We start from the raw sequence: 19052 nt of genomic DNA on the forward strand, positions 1-19052 counted from the left end.
ATATTAAGAATATTTGTTATAATTGTCCTTGTAATTATAACAATCTTTTAAGGGGGAGCATAATGGAAACACAGCCGAGCACTATTAAAAAGAAAAGCAATCCTTTCACAAGGACAATTATTTGGATTGCGATCGCTCTTGCAGGGGGATTAAGTCTGTCGGTTATTGCCCTGCAGAGGGACGAGCACATTAATGCCATTTGGTTTGTCGTGGCATCGCTGGCTACATACGCAGTTGCTTACCGGTTTTATTCCCGTTTTATCTCGAATAAAATCTTTGGTTTGGATAAAAAACGGGCCACACCTGCAGAGAGATACAGTGATGGAAAGGATTATGTGCCCACCAACAAATGGGTGCTCTACGGACATCATTTTGCCGCGATCGCTGGAGCTGGACCCCTTGTAGGTCCTACGCTTGCCGCACAGATGGGGTATCTTCCGGGAACAATCTGGATCATTGCGGGAGCCGTACTTGCGGGCTGTGTCCAGGATTTCGTCATTTTAATCATCTCCATGCGCCGAAAAGGCAAATCGATCGGTGAAATTGCAAGGGAAGAGATAGGGCCAGTTGGAGGCTATCTTGCCCTTGTCGGAGTATTTGCAATCATGATCATTCTCATTGCTGTTTTAGGGCTTGTTGTTGTAAACGCTTTAAAAGCGAGTCCCTGGGGCATGTACACCATTGCAATGACGATTCCGATCGCTTTATTTATGGGAATCTATATGAAATTTCTCCGGCCGGGAAGGGTAGGAGAAGCCTCCCTCATTGGATTTGCTCTTTTGATTTTTGCTTTGCTGAGCGGCCAGTGGGTGGCTGACTCTGCAACCCTGGCTCCAATGTTTACATTTGAAGGCAAAACGATTGCCATCATGATGATTGTTTACGGTTTTCTTGCCTCTGTACTTCCCGTCTGGCTTCTTTTGGCCCCAAGGGATTACTTGAGCACCTTTTTAAAGGTAGGAGTTATAGCTATGCTGGCAATCGGCATCTTTATCGTTATGCCTGAAATTAAAATGCCGGCTCTAACAAAATTTGTGGATGGAACAGGACCAGTATTTTCAGGAAACTTATTTCCGTTCCTCTTTATTACGATTGCCTGCGGTGCAGTTTCTGGATTTCATTCTTTAATATCATCCGGGACGACACCGAAGCTGATCGCTAATGAAAAGCATGCTAACATGATCGGTTACGGAGGGATGCTGACAGAATCTTTTGTAGCGGTGATGGCTCTTGTAGCAGCCACTCTTTTATCACCGGGAGTATACTTTGCCATTAACTCTCCTGCTGCAGCGATTGGGACCGAGGTGAGCGCCGCAGCAACCACTATTTCTTCCTGGGGCTTCTCTGTCAATGCTGATGAGATTAACACGATCGCCCAGCAGGTGGATGAAGATTCCATCCTTTCAAGGACAGGAGGAGCACCATCGCTGGCTGTGGGGATGGCCCATATCTTCTCTAAGATTGTAGGTGGCCCTGAACTTATGGCCTTCTGGTACCATTTTGCGATTCTTTTTGAAGCAGTATTCATATTAACGACCATTGATGCCGGAACGAGGGTAGGAAGGTTCATGCTGCAGGATCTGCTGGGCAACATCTATAAACCGCTTGGCCGCACAGATTGGATGCCTGCTGTTTATATCACGAGTGCCCTTGTTGTTGCCAGTTGGGGCTACTTCCTTGTCGTGGGAGTGACCGATCCTCTTGGCGGGATCAATACCCTTTGGCCGTTATTCGGTATCACGAACCAGATGCTCGCTGCGATCGCTTTAATCGTAGCTACGACAGTCATCCTAAAAATGGGCAAGACCAAGTACTGCTGGGTAACACTGGCTCCGCTGGCTTGGCTGATGATTGTAACGTTTACAGCAGGATGGCAGAAAATTTTCTCATCGCTTCCCAAAATCGGCTTTTTAAAACAAGCTGAAGTCACTCAGCAAGCGCTGGATGCCGGGAAATTGCCGCCGACTATTCCAACAGCAGAAGCGGCCAAGCAGATTATTTTCAACAACCAGCTTAATGCAGTGCTGACTGGAATCTTCATGCTTCTTATTCTTGGAGTGTTGATTGATGCTATGAGAATATGGGGGAAAGTTTGGTTTAAAAAGGAAGAACTTCCGACAAGTGAGGAGCCGTTTAAGCAAACCAATATAAGCGAGGTGTCTTAATGAACCAGCATAATCTCCGTTCCGTCATCAAGAGGATCAGAGACGGAGCAGGCGTGATTCGAAAAATCAGCAAAGGAATCTCCAATCTACCGGACTATGACTCCTATGTCAAACACATTCAAAAGAATCACCCGGAAGTCGCTCCTCCTACCGAGGCTGAGTTCTTTAAAGACTTTCTTAACAAAAAATACGGAGCATCCGCAAAAAGGTGCTGTTAGAAAGGAAGCCCGCATTTGTTTATGCGGGCTTTTTTTTAAACCTCTATAACAGCATTGGCAGAAGGGGCTATGTTAATATAAAGGAAATGAGGTGAAGAGGAAAATGGCCTTAATTACAAAGATCACGACACAGAAAAAGAACAGTGACCGTTTCAATGTTTTTATTGATCAGGGAAACGGGGAAGAGTTCGGTTTCAGCGTGGATACGGATATTCTCATAAAATATAAGCTGAAAAAAGGATTGGAAATTAATACACAGGAATTAAGCTCTGTACTTTATGAAGATGAGATCAAAAAAGGATTTAACAAGGCTTTGCAGTTCTTATCTTTTCGAATGAGGTCAGAGAAGGAAGTACACGATTATTTGAAGAAGAACGAATATGAGGAAAGTGTCATTCAAGAAGTTATTAAACGGCTAAAAGAATACAAATACCTGGATGATGCTGAATTTGCCAAGATGTTTGTTAGAACGAGAAAGAATACGACATCCAAGGGGACGGGCGTTATAGCGAGGGAACTCGTCCAAAAAGGGGTTTCATCAGGACATATGGAAGCAGCCCTGAGAGAATTTCCATACGAAGAACAAGTAGAATCAGCTATTAAGTTTGCAGCAAAGAAATCAAATCAAAGCAAAGGGATATCGAGCAATGAGAGGAAAAATAAAATTTCCCAGCAGCTCCTGCAAAAAGGATACTCCTGGGAAGTGATAGAAGAGGCTCTTCGAACGGTTGATCTTGAGAGCTCTGACGAAGAGGAAAGGGAAGCTTTGCTAAAACATGCTCATAAAGCCCACAGACGGTATAAAAAATTTTCCGGCCTGCAATATAAAAATAAGATGAAGCAGCATTTATACGGCAAAGGCTTCCCGATTACCTTAATTGATGAAATATTAGAGTCCGAGCTTATCGATCAATAAAAATTTCGGGCTTTCCCTGGTCTTCTTTCGCGATTTGTAGGGCAACCTGCTCTGGAGTTTTGAAGCGGGATTTGTCCTTCACATGATCCGAATGGTCCCAGAAGGGGGTATCCATACCTCCCATATAGACAGCGGTTACTTGAATGCCTGTGCCATCCAGTTCTTTAACGAGACTTTCAGTAAACCCTTTTACTGCGAACTTGCTGGCGCAATACACCGATTCATTGACTTTTCCTCTTAGACCAGCAGTGGAAATGATGTTCATGATTTTTCCTTCTTTCCGCTCTTTAAAGTAAGGCAAGGAAGTCTTTGTCGTAAAAATGGTCCCCTTTATATTTGTATCCAGCATGGTTTCAATCTCATCCACACTCAGTTCAACCAATGGACCAAAGATTCCGGAACCAGCATTGTTGATGAGCATATGTACATCTTCACGCTGAAATAACGGTCCGAAAACATGCTGAACTTCATCCATCGAGGTAATGTCACAAGAATAGCAATCAGCCTTAATTCCTTGAGAATTCAGGCTGTCAGCGACAGAATTAAGCTTCTTTAATGAACGTCCGATCAAAATGACTTTATATTGCTTTCCATATTCCTCAGCAAGTGCCGCTCCAAGACCTGAACCGCCTCCCGTTATAATCACTGATTTCATAAAAATTCATCACTCCGATACGTTTGGATTCTTACCCAATGTTTATTATACTAAAAGCACAGGAGAACGGAGGCGCACCATGGAAAAAAGATATAGCGAAATGACAAAAACTGAACTGACAGCCGAAATAGCGGATCTTCATGCCAAAGCTCAAAAAGCAGAGCAAATGGGGATGGTCAGCGAGTTTTCGGTTTATGAACGAAAAATCACGATGGCAAAGTCTTATCTGCTTGATCCATCTGTCTTTGAAGCCGGTGAAACGTATCCCATTCAAGGAGATCCGGGTTCAACCTTTAAAATATTGTATATGAACGGAATTTTCGCATGGGGTTATCGAAACGGATCCCATGAACTTGAGGCATTTCCTATTGCGATGCTGGTACAGCAATAATAATGAAAAAAGAAGCGGGAAAAGCCGCTTCTTTTTCCGGCACTAATAATGCTTGCGTGTTTGAATGTAAGCCTTATTGGCATTGCCGTTTTGTCTGGCATCCATCATAACCGCAAGAACTATTGATCGTCTCGGTGTCGATTGGATAAAAACATTCGTTCCTGTGGTCGGTCTTGAATGGATCCATCTGGCCGTTTTGAAGAAAATTCTTCTTTGGCTCTCGGCTCACCTGAGAAGGAGATCCGATTAGGGAAGTTTTTAGCTTTGTTTCGCATCGATTAGCCCTCCTTAAAATCGGTTCTCACCTAGTATGGTTTGAATAAAACCCTTTAATGTGAGCCAGTAACGGCAAAATAATGGATAAGGAGGAAGTAAAAATGGAGGATAGGTTTGCCCGGCTTGCCCGCAAGTTATTAGATAAGAATCAAAATTTGACCTATGAGGAAGCAAGAAGCTGGATCGAAGGGCTTTGGGAGGATTTTGAGTCAACAAGAGCCAAGGCTGGCTATGAATATGGCGGCAAAAATAAAACAGAAGAGATGGTCGTGCAATGGATTACGAGCTACGTCCCCAAACTGCATGAATACCAGACCATGAATCCGAAGTTCAAACACTTAAAAAAAAAGCAGTGACAGCATAAAAAAAGTGATGAAGGAACATTTCCTTCATCACTCATTTTTTAGAAGATTGGATGGAGTAAAGTCCATCTTTTTGCGCAAGCGGTCCTCGCTGTATACCCAGCCGGTATAGGATGTAATGATTTCAAGATCCTCATCAAGCTGGACTAGTGCAACAAAGGGATAATGCCCTTTGCTTCTATAGCGGAGATCGATAAAACGCACTTCATATCCATGGTTGTTTTTTTCAACTTCCCACCGATAAACCGGGGAGAAAGAAAGGAACGCTGAAATATTCTTGTCTTCTCTCGCTGCCTGAATGATTTTAGTGTCAGGAACTTCCACACGGTCAAACGTGTCAAGAACCTTGAGACGGCCATGTTTAATATTGGCAACGAAAAACTGGTGGTTAGTTTTAATAGCAAGATGATACTGGCTCCATTTTAGCGTTGGAGAAACAATGACTTCGATTGTCTCAGGAATATTCCTCCGAACGATTTGTGCTATTTTGTACCTGTTCCAGATTCTGAGGAAATAGTAGCCTGCCATGATCAAATAAACGGCAGAAAATATAATTCCAGGATCGAAGCCGATATACCAAAGCAACAGACCGGCAATATGGATAATGAAAATAAACGGATCAAAAATGCTGATTACACCGAGTGCTATCCATTTTTTTGAGAAGGGATAGAGTGCTTGCGTACCATAAGCATTAAATATATCTACAAATACATGTAAAAATACGGCCAATGACGTCCACAGCCATAAATGAAGGCCGTTTGAGTACGGAACAAACAGGTAAATGATCAATGACAACAGGGCCGGCCAGATAAAAAGAGCAGGCACAGAATGGGTAATTCCCCTGTGGTTGCGGATATAGACGGCATTGTTTCTTAATTTTAGAATGGTATCAAAATCTGGTGCTTGTGAACCAACCAATGTACCGAGGAGTACAGCATGGGCGGTTATTGGATCTGCAGAGACAGCCGGATCAAGCATGGCTAATCCGCCGAGCCCTAATCCCATTACAACATGGGTTCCAGTATCCAATATACACACCTCCTAACTCATATAAGATGATTGCGATAATTGTTTAAAATTGGAGGACCAATCATGAATCAAAAATTAACGGTTTTTATCGAGTATAAAGTAAAACCTGACATAATTGAACAATATGAAGCTCATATGCAAAGTGTGCTGATTGAATTAATGAAAGACGGCGCCCGCAATACCTCCTGGCTCAAAGCGCTGGATCAAGACTCTCTCTATGTGGAAAGTTTTGATGTTGAAGGTTCTGAGGTATATCACTCTTTAAAGCAGCTCAGGCTCTTAAAAGGCCATCCGGTATATGGGCCGCTTGATCAGATGATTTCGGGCGGACTGTCCAAACTCCATTGCTGGGCATTTAAAAAGAAAGGTGAGTAATAATACGTTGAATCGTTCTGAAACATATATTGAAGACTTTCCAGTTCAAGGTTTCCAGCAGGATCTAATTAACTGGTATCAAGAGAATCAGCGCGATCTTCCCTGGAGATTGAATCAGGATCCATATAGAGTATGGGTTTCCGAAATCATGTTGCAGCAAACCCGCGTGGATACTGTCATTCCTTACTTTAACCGTTTCCTGTCTTTATTTCCTACCCTTACCGACCTGGCTGAAGCGGATGAAGAAAAGGTTTTAAAGGCATGGGAGGGTTTAGGTTATTATTCCCGTGTTCGTAATTTGCAAACCGCAGTAAGAGAAGTCGCCGAGCAATATGGAGGGACAATACCCGATACAGCCGATGAAATATCAAAGCTTAAGGGTGTTGGGCCGTATACGGCAGGAGCGATCTTAAGTATTGCTTACGGAGTACCTGAACCTGCGGTAGATGGCAATGTGATGAGGGTGCTCTCCAGGATCCTGCTCATCTATGAGGATATTGGAAAAGCTAAAACAAGAATGCTGTTTGAAGATGCTGTTCGAAAATTGATTTCAAAAGAAGATCCTTCTTCGTTTAATCAGGCGCTTATGGAGCTTGGAGCTCTCATTTGCACGCCAAAATCACCGGCTTGCCTGATCTGTCCTGTTCAGGAGCACTGCAGGGCTTTTGATCAGGGAAGACAGAAAGAACTCCCTGTAAAAGAAAAGAAAATAAAGATCAAACAAGTGGATATGGCTGCACTCATCTTACGTAATCAAGAAGGGAATTACCTGATTCATAAAAGACCGAAAGAAGGGCTGCTTGCTAATCTTTGGGAATTTCCGAATGTACCTGTTCATAAGAGGGGAGTAAGCGAGAAAGAGGATCTGAAGGTTTTCATTGAAGCTGAATGGGGTATTTCTGCTGCTGTCGGCGATCAAGTGAGTAACATAGAACACGTATTTTCCCATTTGAAATGGAACATACAGCTTTTTGAAGGACAATGCAGCCATGAAGCAATGGATGCTGCGGATTTAAAGTGGGTAACGCTGGAAGAGATGGAGTCCTATCCTTTTCCAGTATCACATCAAAAAATTATCAAATTGGCAAAAGAGGTGACGGCATGAATCTATATCTGGAAAACAAACGGGTACTTATAACTGGCGGTTCAAAAGGTTTAGGCAAGGGCATCGCCAAGCTGTTTTTGGAAGAAGGTGCATCTGTAGGTATTTGCGGGCGCAGCCAAGAAACCCTTGAACAGGCAAAATCTGAATTGGATGGCGAACTCATCATTCTAAAGGGAGATGTGACATCCCGAGAGGACAGGGAGCGAATTATACGTGAATTTATTGGGGAGTTTGGCGGCATTGATATTTTAATCAATAATGCTGGAGGCAGTAATGGATCTTCAGTAATGGAAACAAGTATGGAGGAGTTTGAAGAGGCGGTTCACCTTAATTTTTTATCCGCTGTTGGAATGAGCAAGCTTGCGGCTGAATACATGGTTAAAAATGAAAAAGGAACCATTATTAACATTTCCTCAATTTTCGGAAGGGAATCCGGCGGCAAACCGACTTACAACGGAAGCAAAGCGGCTCTCATCTCATTTACTAAATCGTTTGCTGATGAAATGATCCAGCATGGAGTACGGATCAGCGGTGTCGCTCCCGGATCAGTGCTGCACCCTACTGGAAATTGGCAGAAACGGTTAAAGGAAAACCCGGAACAGATCAACCAGTATGTACAGCAGCACATACCCGCACAGCGGTTTGGTACGGTCGAAGAGATTGCCAACACGGTTGTGTTCCTTTCTTCAGACCGGGCATCCTGGGTTATAGGAGCGACGTTAAACGTTGACGGCGGGCAATCCTACAGCAATTTTTAATTGGTAAATAAAAAATTGAGCCTGAATATTCAGGCTCAGCTTTTTTCATTAATCCACTTTCGGGGTTGTTCCTCTTTCCCAGCTGGCCTCATCGTTCGAAAGGCCTCCTCTGGATTCAATTTCTTTAATAATTTCACGATGTATCGTTGTTCCTTCCTCATTCAGATAGGGGGCAATTTGCTGGAAAGACTGATGGAAATATGCCAATTCACTGTCTTTCCATTCTTTTTTAGCAACCATATCTAATTCTGTCATATCTCTTCCTACGTACATAAGATCGACCTCCCAAGGCGTTATAGGTGCCAGGCACCATAAAAAATAATCGCCTTTAGTTTTTGAAACCATTTGCAATCCTATACCCTGTCTCATGGGCCCGCAATCGTTGGAAATATACAATAAAAAATTATTTTTTGTTCACATAAAAACATCCGCAGAGGGTTAAATTAATTTTCGTGGAGGTGATACTAATGGACAAACAGCAAAACAAAACAAACGCACAGCAAGTTAAAAAGCAAAACCAACAGTCTCAAGCTGGTAAAGGTCAATATGGTGCTGAGTTTGCAAGCGAAACTGACGCTCAACAAGTTCGTCAGCAAAACGCTCAATCTCAACAACAAAAAGGCCAAGGTAACCAAAACCAACAGTAACCTCTATCCAGAATGCTCCCTGCTATACGCAGGGGGCATTTTTGGTTTTCTGGCTAATTTAGACAAGGTTTTTAAGATACATACTAAGGGAAAAAGAACAATGACTAGGGAAAATGAAAAAATGGGCGAGCTTTTTTTCAATAAACAGGGTAACTATCATTTCCAAACTATTCTTAAAACGATATACTATAGGAGAGAAAATAACGTAAAGTAACTGTTTCTTGGGGATGATGAAGGCCGGGCAGGGCTAGAATAGTGATGAGACGATACAATGAACGAATTTGTACAACGAAGCTGGTGAATTACCTAAATGTTCTAATTTAAATTGGAAAGGAGTTCGCACATACCTGGTAACCCATTGGCTTCCGGAAATGCGAAGGAAAGGAGAGGCATATGAGTTTTCCCACACCCGGAAGTATTATTGATATACAAAGCTATAAACATAACGGATCACTCCATCGCACCTGGGAAGATACGGTTATCCTCAAGGGGAGTTCGTCTGTAGTTATAGCAGGAAATGATCGTATTCTTGTAACGGAATCAGATGGCAGGCAGTGGCGGACGAGAGAGCCGGCGATCTGCTATTTCAATTCCAAGCAATGGTTTAATGTAATCGGCATGATCCGGCAGGACGGTTTTTATTATTATTGTAATCTGGGGACACCCTATATATGGGATAATGAGGCACTAAAATATATCGATTATGACCTGGATATTAAGGTTTTTCCCGACATGTCCTATATTCTATTAGATGAAGATGAATACAGCTTGCACAGGCAAATGATGAAATATCCCCATGAACTCGATTACATTATTAAAAAGAATTTAAATGAATTAATTTCCATGATCAATCAGAGAAAAGGCCCATTCGAACCAGGCTTTATAGAGCAATGGTACGAAAGGTATTTGGAGTTTAGATAAGAAAAAACCTGTTGAATCCAGCGTTCAACAGGTTTTTCTGACAATAATAATAGTAATCGTAAAAAACGCCTGCGCGGGGAAGCCGTATATCGATCCCTTAAAGAGGCGTTTTAAGCTTTTAAAAGGGCTCTTCAGCATTTCTTGATCCAGCTTCAGCAGGCAGAGCCTCGGCCGCTTCGTTCTCACACCTCAACACAAAAGGCGTGTTGTTGTGCGAGCACTCCATCGTCTATCGGCTCTAAACGCCTGCTTCAGCATTTCATATAAGAAGGTGTAATTTTGGATAGTATCAGAAGGTATTTGGGTTTTGTAAAGCCCTACAAAAAACAAATTGGATGGACCATTGTAATTGGGATTTTAAAGTTTGGTATTCCCTTGCTCATCCCGCTTATTTTAAAATATGTGGTCGATACGATTATAAATGGACAGGGTTTGACGAGCGGTGATAAACTCAGCAAGCTGCTTTGGCTGATGGGAGGTTCATTCTTCATTTTCGGTGTGCTTCGTCCGCCGATCGAATATTATCGGCAGTATTACGCACAATGGGTCGGAAGCAAAATCCTATATGATATCAGGGATAAGCTTTATGGACATATTCAGCGGCTCTCCTTACGTTTTTATTCCAATAACAAGTCGGGTGAAATCATATCGAGGGTAATCAATGACGTTGAGCAAACGAAGGATTTTGTCATCACAGGCTTAATGAATGTCTGGCTTGATATGTTTACGATTGTGATTGCGATTGTGATCATGGCAACGATGGATGGATGGCTGACGGTTGTCGCATTGGCGATGCTGCCGTTTTACGGCCTCTCCGTTAAATATTTTTATACAAGGCTAAGAGGTCTGACGAAACAGCGTTCGCAGGCGCTCGCGGAAGTGCAGGGGCATCTGCATGAACGAGTCCAGGGGATGTCAGTCATCAGAAGCTTTGCTCTTGAGGATTATGAGCAAGTTCAGTTTGATAAAAGAAACTCCCATTTTCTGAACAAAGCGATGGATCAGACAACCTGGAACGCCAAAACGTTTGCGGTTGTAAATACGATTACAGATATAGCACCGCTTCTAGTTATCGGTTTTGCGGCATATAGGGCGATAGGAGGCCATATATCTGTCGGAGAAGTGGTCGCATTTGCCGGCTATATGGACAGGCTGTATAATCCGCTCAGAAGGCTGGTTAATTCATCGACAACCCTTACACAGTCACTCGCGTCCATGGACAGGGTCTTCGAATTTATGGATGAGGAATATGATATTAAAGATCAGCCGAAAGCAAGGGAACTTACGGATGTAAAAGGAGAGCTGTCGTTTAACGAAGTATATTTCCGGTACAATGAGGATGAACCGTACGTTCTGAAAGGAATCGATCTTAGAGTAGAACAAGGGCAGACGATCGCCCTCGTAGGGATGAGCGGTGGCGGGAAATCCTCGCTTGTCAGCCTTATCCCCAGGTTTTATGACGTGTCGAAGGGCAGCATCCTGCTCGATGGGGAAGATATCCGGAGTTTCAAAGTGCGTTCGCTCAGGGATAAGATTGGCATGGTCCTTCAAGATAACATTTTGTTCAGTGAATCGGTTAAGGCCAATATCCTGATGGGAAATCCTGAAGCATCTGATGAAGAGGTTGCTGCAGCTGCAAAAGCAGCAAATGCGCATGAGTTCATTATGAATCTGCCCCAAGGATATGATACGAAAATTGGTGAACGGGGAGTTAAACTTTCAGGAGGGCAAAAACAGCGGGTTGCCATCGCCAGGGTCTTCCTGAAGAATCCGCCGATTTTAATCCTTGATGAAGCGACTTCCGCCCTTGATTTGGAAAGCGAGCACCTCATTCAAGAATCGCTTGAAAAGCTTGCAAAAGACCGTACCACCTTTATCGTTGCACACCGCCTAGCAACCATCACCCACGCAGACCGTATAGTAGTTGTCGATAACGGTGAGATTGCTGAAAGCGGAACCCATTATGAGTTAATGAAAAAAAGAGGAGTGTACTACAACCTGTTTACGGTTCAGCAGCTTGGTGATTGAATTGGTAATTGATGGGCAGAAAGTTGCAATTGCATAACATGCCATAAGAAAAAAGAACGGGGCAGCCAAAGGCTTCCGTTCTTTTTTTGTGTTAGAAAGGACCCGGGTTTCCTAACAAACGACAAGATTATTAAAAATTTTTAGAAATTTTAATATTGTCAAATTATTAGACTAGTGTCATAATTTCAATAGAGTGTCCTACAAATTGTTCACGCTGTAAGTAAATGTCATCACGAAGAAAGGGGTGGGATAGTGAGCAGTCCAGTCTTGGAAGTAAAAGGATTAAGGACTTCTTTTCAGACGGATGATGGGGAAGTTTCGGTTGTCAATCACATCGATTTCCAGATCAATTCCGGTGAAGTACTTGGAATTGTAGGAGAATCGGGATGCGGCAAAAGTGTTACTTCATTATCGGTCATGGGACTCGTTCCAACACCTGCGGGGAAAGTTGAAGGAGATATTTTGTTTAAAGGGGAAAATCTTACTTCAGCATCTGAGAAAAGGATGCGCCAGATTCGCGGGAATGAGATAGCAATGATTTTTCAGGAGCCGATGACCAGTCTAAATCCGGTGTTTACTATCGGCAGCCAGCTGATCGAGGCTTTGCAAATACATAAGAAATGGCCAAAAAAGAAGGCAAAGGCACATGCCGTTGAAATGCTTAAAATGGTTGGGCTTCCACGGGCGGAAGAACTGATGAAGGACTTTCCCCACCAGCTGTCAGGGGGAATGCGCCAGCGTGTCATGATCGCAATGGCCATGATCTGTTCCCCGAAACTGCTGATCGCAGACGAACCGACCACCGCGCTAGACGTGACAATTCAGGCTCAGATTCTTGAGCTTATGAAAAAATTGAACGATGAGACCGACACAGCCATCATGATGATCACCCATGATTTGGGCGTAGTTGCTGAAATGTGCCAGCGCGTTGTCGTTATGTATGCAGGTAGAGTCGTTGAAGAGGCAGATGTAAAAACGATTTTCACGAGTCCGAAACATCCATATACGGTTGGCCTGATTCAATCTGTTCCTGATATGAGGGATAAAAAAGAACGTCTTTATTCCATCCCAGGAAATGTGCCAAAACCCGGATCTGTGAAAGCGGGGTGCCAGTTTGCTCCGAGATGCGCCCATGCCTATGAGCGCTGCCAGAGCGAAACACCAGCGCTTGAAACCCTTGAAGGCGGCCAAAAAGTAAGATGCTGGCTGTATGAGGATCAGAAAGGGGTAGACATCGTTGACCGAACCATTAGTTAAAGTTGAGAACTTAAAAAAGCACTTTCCGATTAAAGGCGGAGTGCTTGGGAAAACAGTCGGAGAAGTAAAAGCAGTGGACGGTGTATCCTTTACCATTCAAAAAGGTGAAACTCTGGGACTTGTCGGTGAGAGCGGATGCGGGAAATCTACGACCGGACGCATGCTGCTCAGGCTTCTCGAACCGAGTGACGGCAAGATCTATTTTGAAGGGCAAGATGTGACTGCGCTTTCTTCGAACGCGATGCGCAAGATGCGAAGAGAGATGCAAATGGTTTTTCAGGATCCCTTTGCTTCACTTAATCCGAGGCATACCGTTGAAAAAATACTGGAAGAACCGCTGATCGTTCACGGAGTAAAGGACACAAAAGAACGCCAGAGAAGGGTGAAGGAGCTGCTTGAAGTCGTAGGATTAAGCAGTTATCATGCGAAACGCTATCCCCATCAGTTCAGCGGTGGGCAGAGGCAAAGAATCGGCATCGCCCGTGCACTGGCTGTTAACCCTAAACTGATCATCGCTGATGAACCTGTCTCGGCGCTGGATGTATCCATCCAATCGCAAGTACTGAACCTTTTGCAAGACTTGCAGGAAGAATTCGGGCTTACTTACCTTTTTATCGCCCATGATCTTGGAGTCGTACGACACATTAGCGACAGAGTCGGTGTCATGTATCTCGGCAGGATCGTAGAACTGTCAGACAGCGAACAGCTTTATGACAATCCTATGCATCCTTATACACAGGCCTTGCTTTCTGCCGTACCTATTCCCGATGTTGAAGTAAAAAAGGAGCGCATCATTTTAAAAGGTGATGTCCCAAGCCCGTCCAACCCTCCAAAAGGATGTGCGTTCCATACGCGATGTCCTCAAGCGATGGATGTATGCGCTGCAGAGCGTCCGGTATTTAAGGAAGCTGAGAAGGGCCACTACGTTGCCTGTCATCTTTATTGATGGCAGCTCGTACACATAAATAGAGGCAAAAATCTATATAAAAAATGGGGGAAAGAAGATGAAGAGAAGTATATTGACAGCTCTTGCATTAATCCTGGTCCTGTCTTTAGGACTGGCTGGCTGTAAATCCTCAAGCGAAAGCACCGGCGGAAAAGGAAGTTCCAGCGGTGGCGGCGTCATGATCTACGGGCGCGGCGGTGATGCAGTAGGACTGGATCCTGCTCATGAAACAGACGGTGAATCTTTCATCGTTACTGAGCAAGTGATGGAAACACTAACTGGATACAAAAAAGAAAATACAGATGTTGTTCCTGAACTTGCGAAGAGCTGGAAGATTGAAGATGGCGGAAAGAAGTACACATTTACGTTGGAAAAAGGCATTAAGTTCCAAGATGGAACTGACTTCAACGCTGATGCGGTTGTTAAGAACTTTGACCGCTGGATGAACGGTGATGCTGCTAAATTCCCTTATTACGCATCCATGTTCGGTGGATATAAAAAGGATCCTGGCCACGTCATTAAAGAAGTTAAAGCTATTGATGACACTACAGTTGAATTTACATTGAAACGCCCACAAGCTCCATTCCTTAAAAACCTTGCGATGAGCCCGTTTGCCATTTCCAGCCCGGCTGCGATTGACAAATACGGCGACAAATATGGCGAGCATCCTGTAGGAACAGGACCGTTCAAGTTTAAAGAGTGGAAACGCGGGGATACCATTTCAGTTGTGAAAAACGATAAATATTGGAAAAAAGGGCTTCCAAAACTTGATGGGGTAACCTTCAAAGTCATCAAAGATAACTCTTCACGCTTAAATGCTCTTACAAAAGGCGAAGTTGACTTGATTGACGGAGTAAACCCGAGTGATATTGATAAGATCAAAGCGGATAACAAGCTTCAAATTTTTGAGCGTCCTTCTATGAACGTTGCTTACTTTGGCTTCAATGTTGAAAAAGCTCCGTTTAACAAAAAAGAAGTCCGCCAGGCGATCAGCCACTTAGTAAACAAAGACGAATTGATCAAAAACTTCTACAACGGAACAGCTGAACCGGCTACTACGCCGCTTCCTTCTTCCATTGCAGGACAAAACAAGGATATCCAGGATTATGGATATGACGAAGCAAAAGCAAAAGAACTTTTGAAAAAAGCTGGATACGAAAAAGGCTTCAAAATGGACCTTTGGGCGATGCCGGTATCACGTCCTTATATGCCAAACGGACAAAAGATTGCTGAAGCGATCCAGGCAAACCTTGCCAAGGTTGGAATTAAAGCAAACATCGTTACATTTGAATGGGGTACGTACCTTGAAAAACTCCGTAAAGGTGAGGCACCTGCCTTCTTGATTGGATGGACAGGGGATAACGGAGACGCAGATAACTTCCTATACGCTCTTCTTGATAAAGACACGATCGATTCTAACAACTATTCACGCTATAAGAGTGAGCCAGTTCATAAGCTATTGATTGAAGCGCAATCAACAGCAGATGAAGGAAAACGTGAAGAGCTTTACAAAAAAGCACAGGAGATCATCCATGAAGATGCTCCATGGGTACCTCTAGTGCATGCTAAGCCACAGCTTGCAGGTACAAGTTCAATTAAAGGATTCTACCCGCATCCAAAAGGGTCTCAGTCATTTGTTGATGTTTCCATGAAGTAATGAAGAAATTGGGGAGTATCTTGCATGCTCCCCTTTTGTTTTGGAGAAAAACATCAGGGTGCTATAACGACAACTACGCGTAAATGAGGTGTGGACATGTTTTCTTATACCATTAGAAGGATTGGTTTGCTTATCCCGGTGCTTCTCGGGATGACGTTTATTGTATTTATGATGATAAGGGCAATTCCGGGGAATCCTGCTCAATTGATCCTTGGCCAGCAGGCTTCAAAGCAGGCTATCGCAACATTAACAAAGCAATTGGGACTGGATCAGCCATGGTACTCCCAGTTTGTTCATTATTTAACCGGTCTTTTTCAAGGTGATCTTGGAATGTCGCTGAAATCAAGAACACCGATCAGCGAGGAGCTCTGGCCGTATCTTGCCGCTACAATCGAACTTTCACTGGTCGCAATTCTGATTGCAGTGGTCGTCGGAGTCAATGCAGGCATTATCTCTGCCTGGTTCCAAAATTCCTGGTTCGATTATGGAGTTATGCTTATTGCATTGATCGGAGTATCCATGCCTATTTTCTGGCTAGGATTGATGGAACAATATTTTGTTTCCATCAAATGGGACTTGCTGCCGACAACAGGCAGGGACAATATCAGGATGCCGGTAGAGGCCATCACACATCTGTATTTGCTTGACACATTACTGGAGGGCAGATTTGATCAGTTTATTGAAGTCGTTAAGCATTTAATCCTTCCGGGAATTGCACTTGGCACGATTCCAATGGCAATCATCGCAAGGATGACAAGATCAAGCATGCTTGAAGTTATGCGATCGGATTATATCCGCACAGCAAAGGCAAAAGGGTTAAAGATGTTCTGGGTAGTGTACAAGCATTCATTGAAAAATGCCATGATTCCTGTAGTCACGGTAATCGGTCTGCAGACAGGATTGCTTCTCGGCGGTGCCATTCTGACAGAGACCATCTTTGGATGGCCAGGGGTTGGCACATATATTTATGAAGCCATTCAGTCGCGTGATTATCCCGTCATCCAATCTGGAATTCTGGTAGTGGCCACACTGTTTGTACTCATCAATCTGTTTGTTGATATTTTGTATGCGGCCATTGATCCGCGCATCAAATACTGATAGGGGGAGTTTATTATGGCTGAATTAGCAAGAACAACACCACCGTTAACAAACCCGCCGAAAGTGGAACAAGGTGACGACAAAGTCATCTCTCCCTGGAAGGATGCGTGGCGTTCATTCAAGAAGAATAAATTAGCGATGGTCGGACTGGGAATTGTTATTTTCTTTATTTTAATCGCTATTCTGGCTCCTGTTTTGGCGCCTTATAGCTTTTCGGATCAGCATCTAGCGGACAAGCATCTGGCGCCTTCGGGAGAGCATTGGTTTGGAACAGATGAATTCGGACGGGATATCTTCAGCAGAGTTTTATACGGGGCAAGGATTTCATTATGGGTGGGCTTCGTCTCTGTAGCCGGATCAGTCATTGTAGGATCGGCCCTTGGAATCATCGCAGGCTATTATGGAAAATTCATTGATGGAATCATCTCAAGGATCTTTGATATCCTGCTGGCGTTTCCGAGTATTCTTCTCGCTATTGCGGTCGTTTCTGTATTGGGGCCATCTTTAAGAAATGCGCTTATCGCTATTGCCATCATTAATGTGCCGATATTTGGACGTCTTGTACGGTCGAGGGTTCTGAGTGTAAAAGAAGAAGAGTATATCACAGCGGCTAAGGCGATTGGTATGAGGGATTCCAGAATTTTGATACACCATGTGCTTCCAAACAGCATGGCGCCTATCATTGTGCAAGGGACCTTGGCCATTGCAACAGCAATCATTGAGGCAGCTGCCTTAGGGTTTTTAGGACTTGGGGCACAGCCTCCAACTCCTGAGTGGGGAAAAATGCTCGCGGATTCCAGGGACTTTATCATCCAGGCGCCGTGGACCGTTATCTTCCCGGGTATAGCGATCATGCTTACAGTTTTGGGCTTTAACCTGATGGGTGATGGACTTCGTGACGCGCTTGATCCAAGAATGAAAAACTAATAGAGGAAGCCTGACATGAAAATGTCAGGCTTCTTTTACGGACTAATATTCTAATCTATTTTCTGTTCTTTAATCGTTAGCTCATTGTCATCGGTGTGATGGTTTTTGAAGCTCTCAACGAGCCGGTTCAAATGCTCCAATTGATCACTGTAATCGATTATTAAGGCGAAAACAGGAAACAGCTGCATCCATTGATCATTATGGGGAGTCGTATAATAACTCATGAACGACTGCATTAAAGAACTTTTATTCTCACATAGCTCATCAAGCATGCCAACAGAATGCTGTGAACGGATTTTACCAGTGTATTTCAAAAGGATTTGTTCATGGTAATTGGTCAGACAGTCAAGCTGTTCCGTGATCAGATGTTGAAGATCTTCAGGCATGCAGAGCATTTCATTCTCATGGCGGTGAAGACTTCTTAGCAGTTCGAGAGATTTTTTAGTCGTAAAAATCATCTGCCGGTAGAGTACAAGCTTACGGCCTTTGGTAAATTGATTGTTTTTAAAATAAGTGCGGTCTTCTTTGTATAAAAGATAGAGCTGATCCATTTTAAAGCTGTTTTCTTTCATTGTCCCTATGTCATCCTTGATGGCAGAATAATCAGAGGCATGCCGGATAATCATACGGATCCATTTGATGATGTCGTCTGTCAGATTAGAGATACTGAAGTAAAGTTTTGTTTCATATTTTGGCGGCATAAAAATCAGATTGACAAGAAAAGCTGATACGACGCCCAGCATGATCAATAGAAAACGGCCCATCGCAAACGATATAAAATTAGGTGTCTGACTTTCCATAATGACAATAACCGTCACGATGGCAAGGGGAATGGTCTTTTCATTCTTCATCTTTAAGTTTACAGCGATGACAATAACGACTACAAATCCGATGACAAACGGGCTGTTGCCCAGCAAAAGGACCGAGACGATGGCAAAGAATGCTCCGATTATATTACCCTGAGCCTGCTCAATAATGGTTTGATAGGACCTGTAGATCGATGGCTGAATGGCAAATGTTGCTGCGATTGCAGCAAAGACAGGTGTACTCAGGTTGAAAAACATGGCTAAATAAATGGCCATGGTGATGGCTAATCCCGTTTTTATCATTCGGGCTCCAAGTTTCATCTTGAATTGGTGTTCCCTTCTATAAGTAAGATAATAATCTTGACAACTATACAATGATTCCCACTAATAATCAAGTATTCATTTATAACAAAAATATGAATTAAAAGGGGCTGTCCAGAAAGTCGAAAATTGACCTTCAGGCAGCCCCTTTTTGGCTTGAAAAATCTTCAATGAAAAGTTAATTGAAGTGGAAG

21 protein-coding genes are annotated in these 19052 nt (G+C 43.5%); 16 read left to right on the forward strand and 5 right to left on the reverse strand.

The features are described from left to right. Positions 1-62: 62 nt before the first annotated feature. From P4361_RS12710 to recX, 3 genes are all read left to right on the forward strand, one after another. Entirely contained in the window at positions 63-2165 is a 2103-nt protein-coding gene (locus tag P4361_RS12710; RefSeq protein ID WP_328089649.1) for a carbon starvation CstA family protein, read from the forward strand. Further along, on the forward strand, positions 2165-2383 hold the full coding sequence (locus P4361_RS12715) for a YbdD/YjiX family protein (RefSeq protein WP_062238558.1): 219 nt from the start codon (positions 2165-2167) through the stop codon (positions 2381-2383). Before P4361_RS12710 ends, P4361_RS12715 begins: the two co-directional genes overlap by 1 nt. 103 nt (positions 2384-2486) lie before the next feature. After that, positions 2487-3299 carry a recombination regulator RecX gene (gene recX, locus P4361_RS12720; RefSeq protein WP_328089651.1) on the forward strand — a complete coding sequence of 271 codons (813 nt, stop codon included), beginning with the start codon at positions 2487-2489 and terminating at the stop codon, positions 3297-3299. Here recX and P4361_RS12725 read toward each other — a convergent pair. Continuing rightward, the gene (locus P4361_RS12725; RefSeq protein ID WP_328089652.1) at positions 3286-3954 is read right to left on the reverse strand and encodes an SDR family NAD(P)-dependent oxidoreductase; all 669 of its coding nucleotides are present in this window, start codon (positions 3952-3954) and stop codon (positions 3286-3288) included. The genes recX and P4361_RS12725 overlap by 14 nt on opposite strands. 79 nt (positions 3955-4033) lie before the next feature. Here P4361_RS12725 and P4361_RS12730 point away from each other — a divergent pair, with 79 nt between their 5' ends. Beyond that, a complete protein-coding gene (locus P4361_RS12730; RefSeq protein WP_328089653.1) occupies positions 4034-4345 on the forward strand; it encodes a YfhH family protein in 312 nt (103 codons plus the stop codon). Between the two features lie 119 nt (positions 4346-4464). On the opposite strand, the gene sspK is transcribed toward P4361_RS12730, so the two are convergent. Then, complete coding sequence (sspK, locus tag P4361_RS12735; protein WP_053355666.1) at positions 4465-4620, reverse strand: small, acid-soluble spore protein K; 156 nt, start codon at positions 4618-4620, stop codon at positions 4465-4467. A 102-nt stretch (positions 4621-4722) separates the two neighbouring features. Here sspK and P4361_RS12740 point away from each other — a divergent pair, with 102 nt between their 5' ends. Beyond that, positions 4723-4977 carry a YfhJ family protein gene (locus P4361_RS12740; RefSeq protein ID WP_328089654.1) on the forward strand — a complete coding sequence of 85 codons (255 nt, stop codon included), beginning with the start codon at positions 4723-4725 and terminating at the stop codon, positions 4975-4977. A gap of 36 nt (positions 4978-5013) precedes the next feature. On the opposite strand, the gene P4361_RS12745 is transcribed toward P4361_RS12740, so the two are convergent. Further along, the gene (locus P4361_RS12745) at positions 5014-6012 is read right to left on the reverse strand and encodes a metal-dependent hydrolase (RefSeq protein ID WP_328089655.1); all 999 of its coding nucleotides are present in this window, start codon (positions 6010-6012) and stop codon (positions 5014-5016) included. A gap of 63 nt (positions 6013-6075) precedes the next feature. Between P4361_RS12745 and P4361_RS12750 the strand changes: the two genes are divergently transcribed. Genes P4361_RS12750 through P4361_RS12760 form a run of 3 tightly spaced genes read left to right on the forward strand, consistent with a single transcriptional unit; the run spans position 6076 to position 8250 of the window. Beyond that, positions 6076-6387, forward strand: coding sequence for a hypothetical protein (locus P4361_RS12750; RefSeq protein WP_328089656.1), 312 nt, complete (start codon positions 6076-6078; stop codon positions 6385-6387). 7 nt (positions 6388-6394) lie between these two features. After that, the gene (gene mutY / locus P4361_RS12755; RefSeq protein WP_328089657.1) at positions 6395-7492 is read left to right on the forward strand and encodes an A/G-specific adenine glycosylase; all 1098 of its coding nucleotides are present in this window, start codon (positions 6395-6397) and stop codon (positions 7490-7492) included. After that, the gene (locus P4361_RS12760) at positions 7489-8250 is read left to right on the forward strand and encodes an SDR family NAD(P)-dependent oxidoreductase (protein ID WP_091007988.1); all 762 of its coding nucleotides are present in this window, start codon (positions 7489-7491) and stop codon (positions 8248-8250) included. Before mutY ends, P4361_RS12760 begins: the two co-directional genes overlap by 4 nt. Positions 8251-8298: 48 nt before the next feature. Here the strand turns inward: P4361_RS12760 and P4361_RS12765 are convergent, their stop codons facing one another. Then, positions 8299-8523 (reverse strand): hypothetical protein, encoded by a 225-nt coding sequence (locus P4361_RS12765; protein WP_062238537.1) that lies wholly within the window; start codon positions 8521-8523, stop codon positions 8299-8301. Between the two features lie 194 nt (positions 8524-8717). Here P4361_RS12765 and P4361_RS12770 point away from each other — a divergent pair, with 194 nt between their 5' ends. The 8 genes from P4361_RS12770 to P4361_RS12805 all read left to right on the forward strand — a co-directional run bounded on the left by P4361_RS12770 (position 8718) and on the right by P4361_RS12805 (position 17731). After that, positions 8718-8897 carry a gamma-type small acid-soluble spore protein gene (locus P4361_RS12770; protein ID WP_256227018.1) on the forward strand — a complete coding sequence of 60 codons (180 nt, stop codon included), beginning with the start codon at positions 8718-8720 and terminating at the stop codon, positions 8895-8897. Positions 8898-9290: 393 nt separating this feature from the next. Then, a complete protein-coding gene (gene ntdP / locus P4361_RS12775; RefSeq protein ID WP_053355658.1) occupies positions 9291-9818 on the forward strand; it encodes a nucleoside tri-diphosphate phosphatase in 528 nt (175 codons plus the stop codon). Positions 9819-10097: 279 nt separating this feature from the next. Further along, positions 10098-11846, forward strand: a complete 1749-nt coding sequence (locus P4361_RS12780) for an ABC transporter ATP-binding protein (protein WP_328089658.1) — start codon at positions 10098-10100, stop codon at positions 11844-11846. Positions 11847-12095: 249 nt separating this feature from the next. Beyond that, the gene (locus P4361_RS12785) at positions 12096-13103 is read left to right on the forward strand and encodes an ABC transporter ATP-binding protein (RefSeq protein ID WP_369795860.1); all 1008 of its coding nucleotides are present in this window, start codon (positions 12096-12098) and stop codon (positions 13101-13103) included. Next, on the forward strand, positions 13084-14049 hold the full coding sequence (locus tag P4361_RS12790; RefSeq protein ID WP_328089659.1) for a dipeptide ABC transporter ATP-binding protein: 966 nt from the start codon (positions 13084-13086) through the stop codon (positions 14047-14049). Before P4361_RS12785 ends, P4361_RS12790 begins: the two co-directional genes overlap by 20 nt. 58 nt (positions 14050-14107) lie before the next feature. After that, on the forward strand, positions 14108-15706 hold the full coding sequence (locus tag P4361_RS12795; RefSeq protein WP_328089660.1) for an ABC transporter substrate-binding protein: 1599 nt from the start codon (positions 14108-14110) through the stop codon (positions 15704-15706). Between the two features lie 96 nt (positions 15707-15802). Beyond that, the gene (locus P4361_RS12800) at positions 15803-16804 is read left to right on the forward strand and encodes an ABC transporter permease (protein ID WP_062238524.1); all 1002 of its coding nucleotides are present in this window, start codon (positions 15803-15805) and stop codon (positions 16802-16804) included. Positions 16805-16819: 15 nt separating this feature from the next. Beyond that, positions 16820-17731 carry an ABC transporter permease gene (locus tag P4361_RS12805; protein ID WP_062238522.1) on the forward strand — a complete coding sequence of 304 codons (912 nt, stop codon included), beginning with the start codon at positions 16820-16822 and terminating at the stop codon, positions 17729-17731. A gap of 50 nt (positions 17732-17781) precedes the next feature. Here the strand turns inward: P4361_RS12805 and P4361_RS12810 are convergent, their stop codons facing one another. Further along, complete coding sequence (locus P4361_RS12810) at positions 17782-18858, reverse strand: FUSC family protein (protein WP_053355651.1); 1077 nt, start codon at positions 18856-18858, stop codon at positions 17782-17784. Positions 18859-19052 lie beyond the last annotated feature (194 nt).

Origin of the sequence: Fictibacillus sp. B-59209 (genome assembly GCF_036216745.1) — a bacterium.
Lineage (GTDB): Bacteria > Bacillota > Bacilli > Bacillales > Fictibacillaceae > Fictibacillus_C > Fictibacillus_C marinisediminis.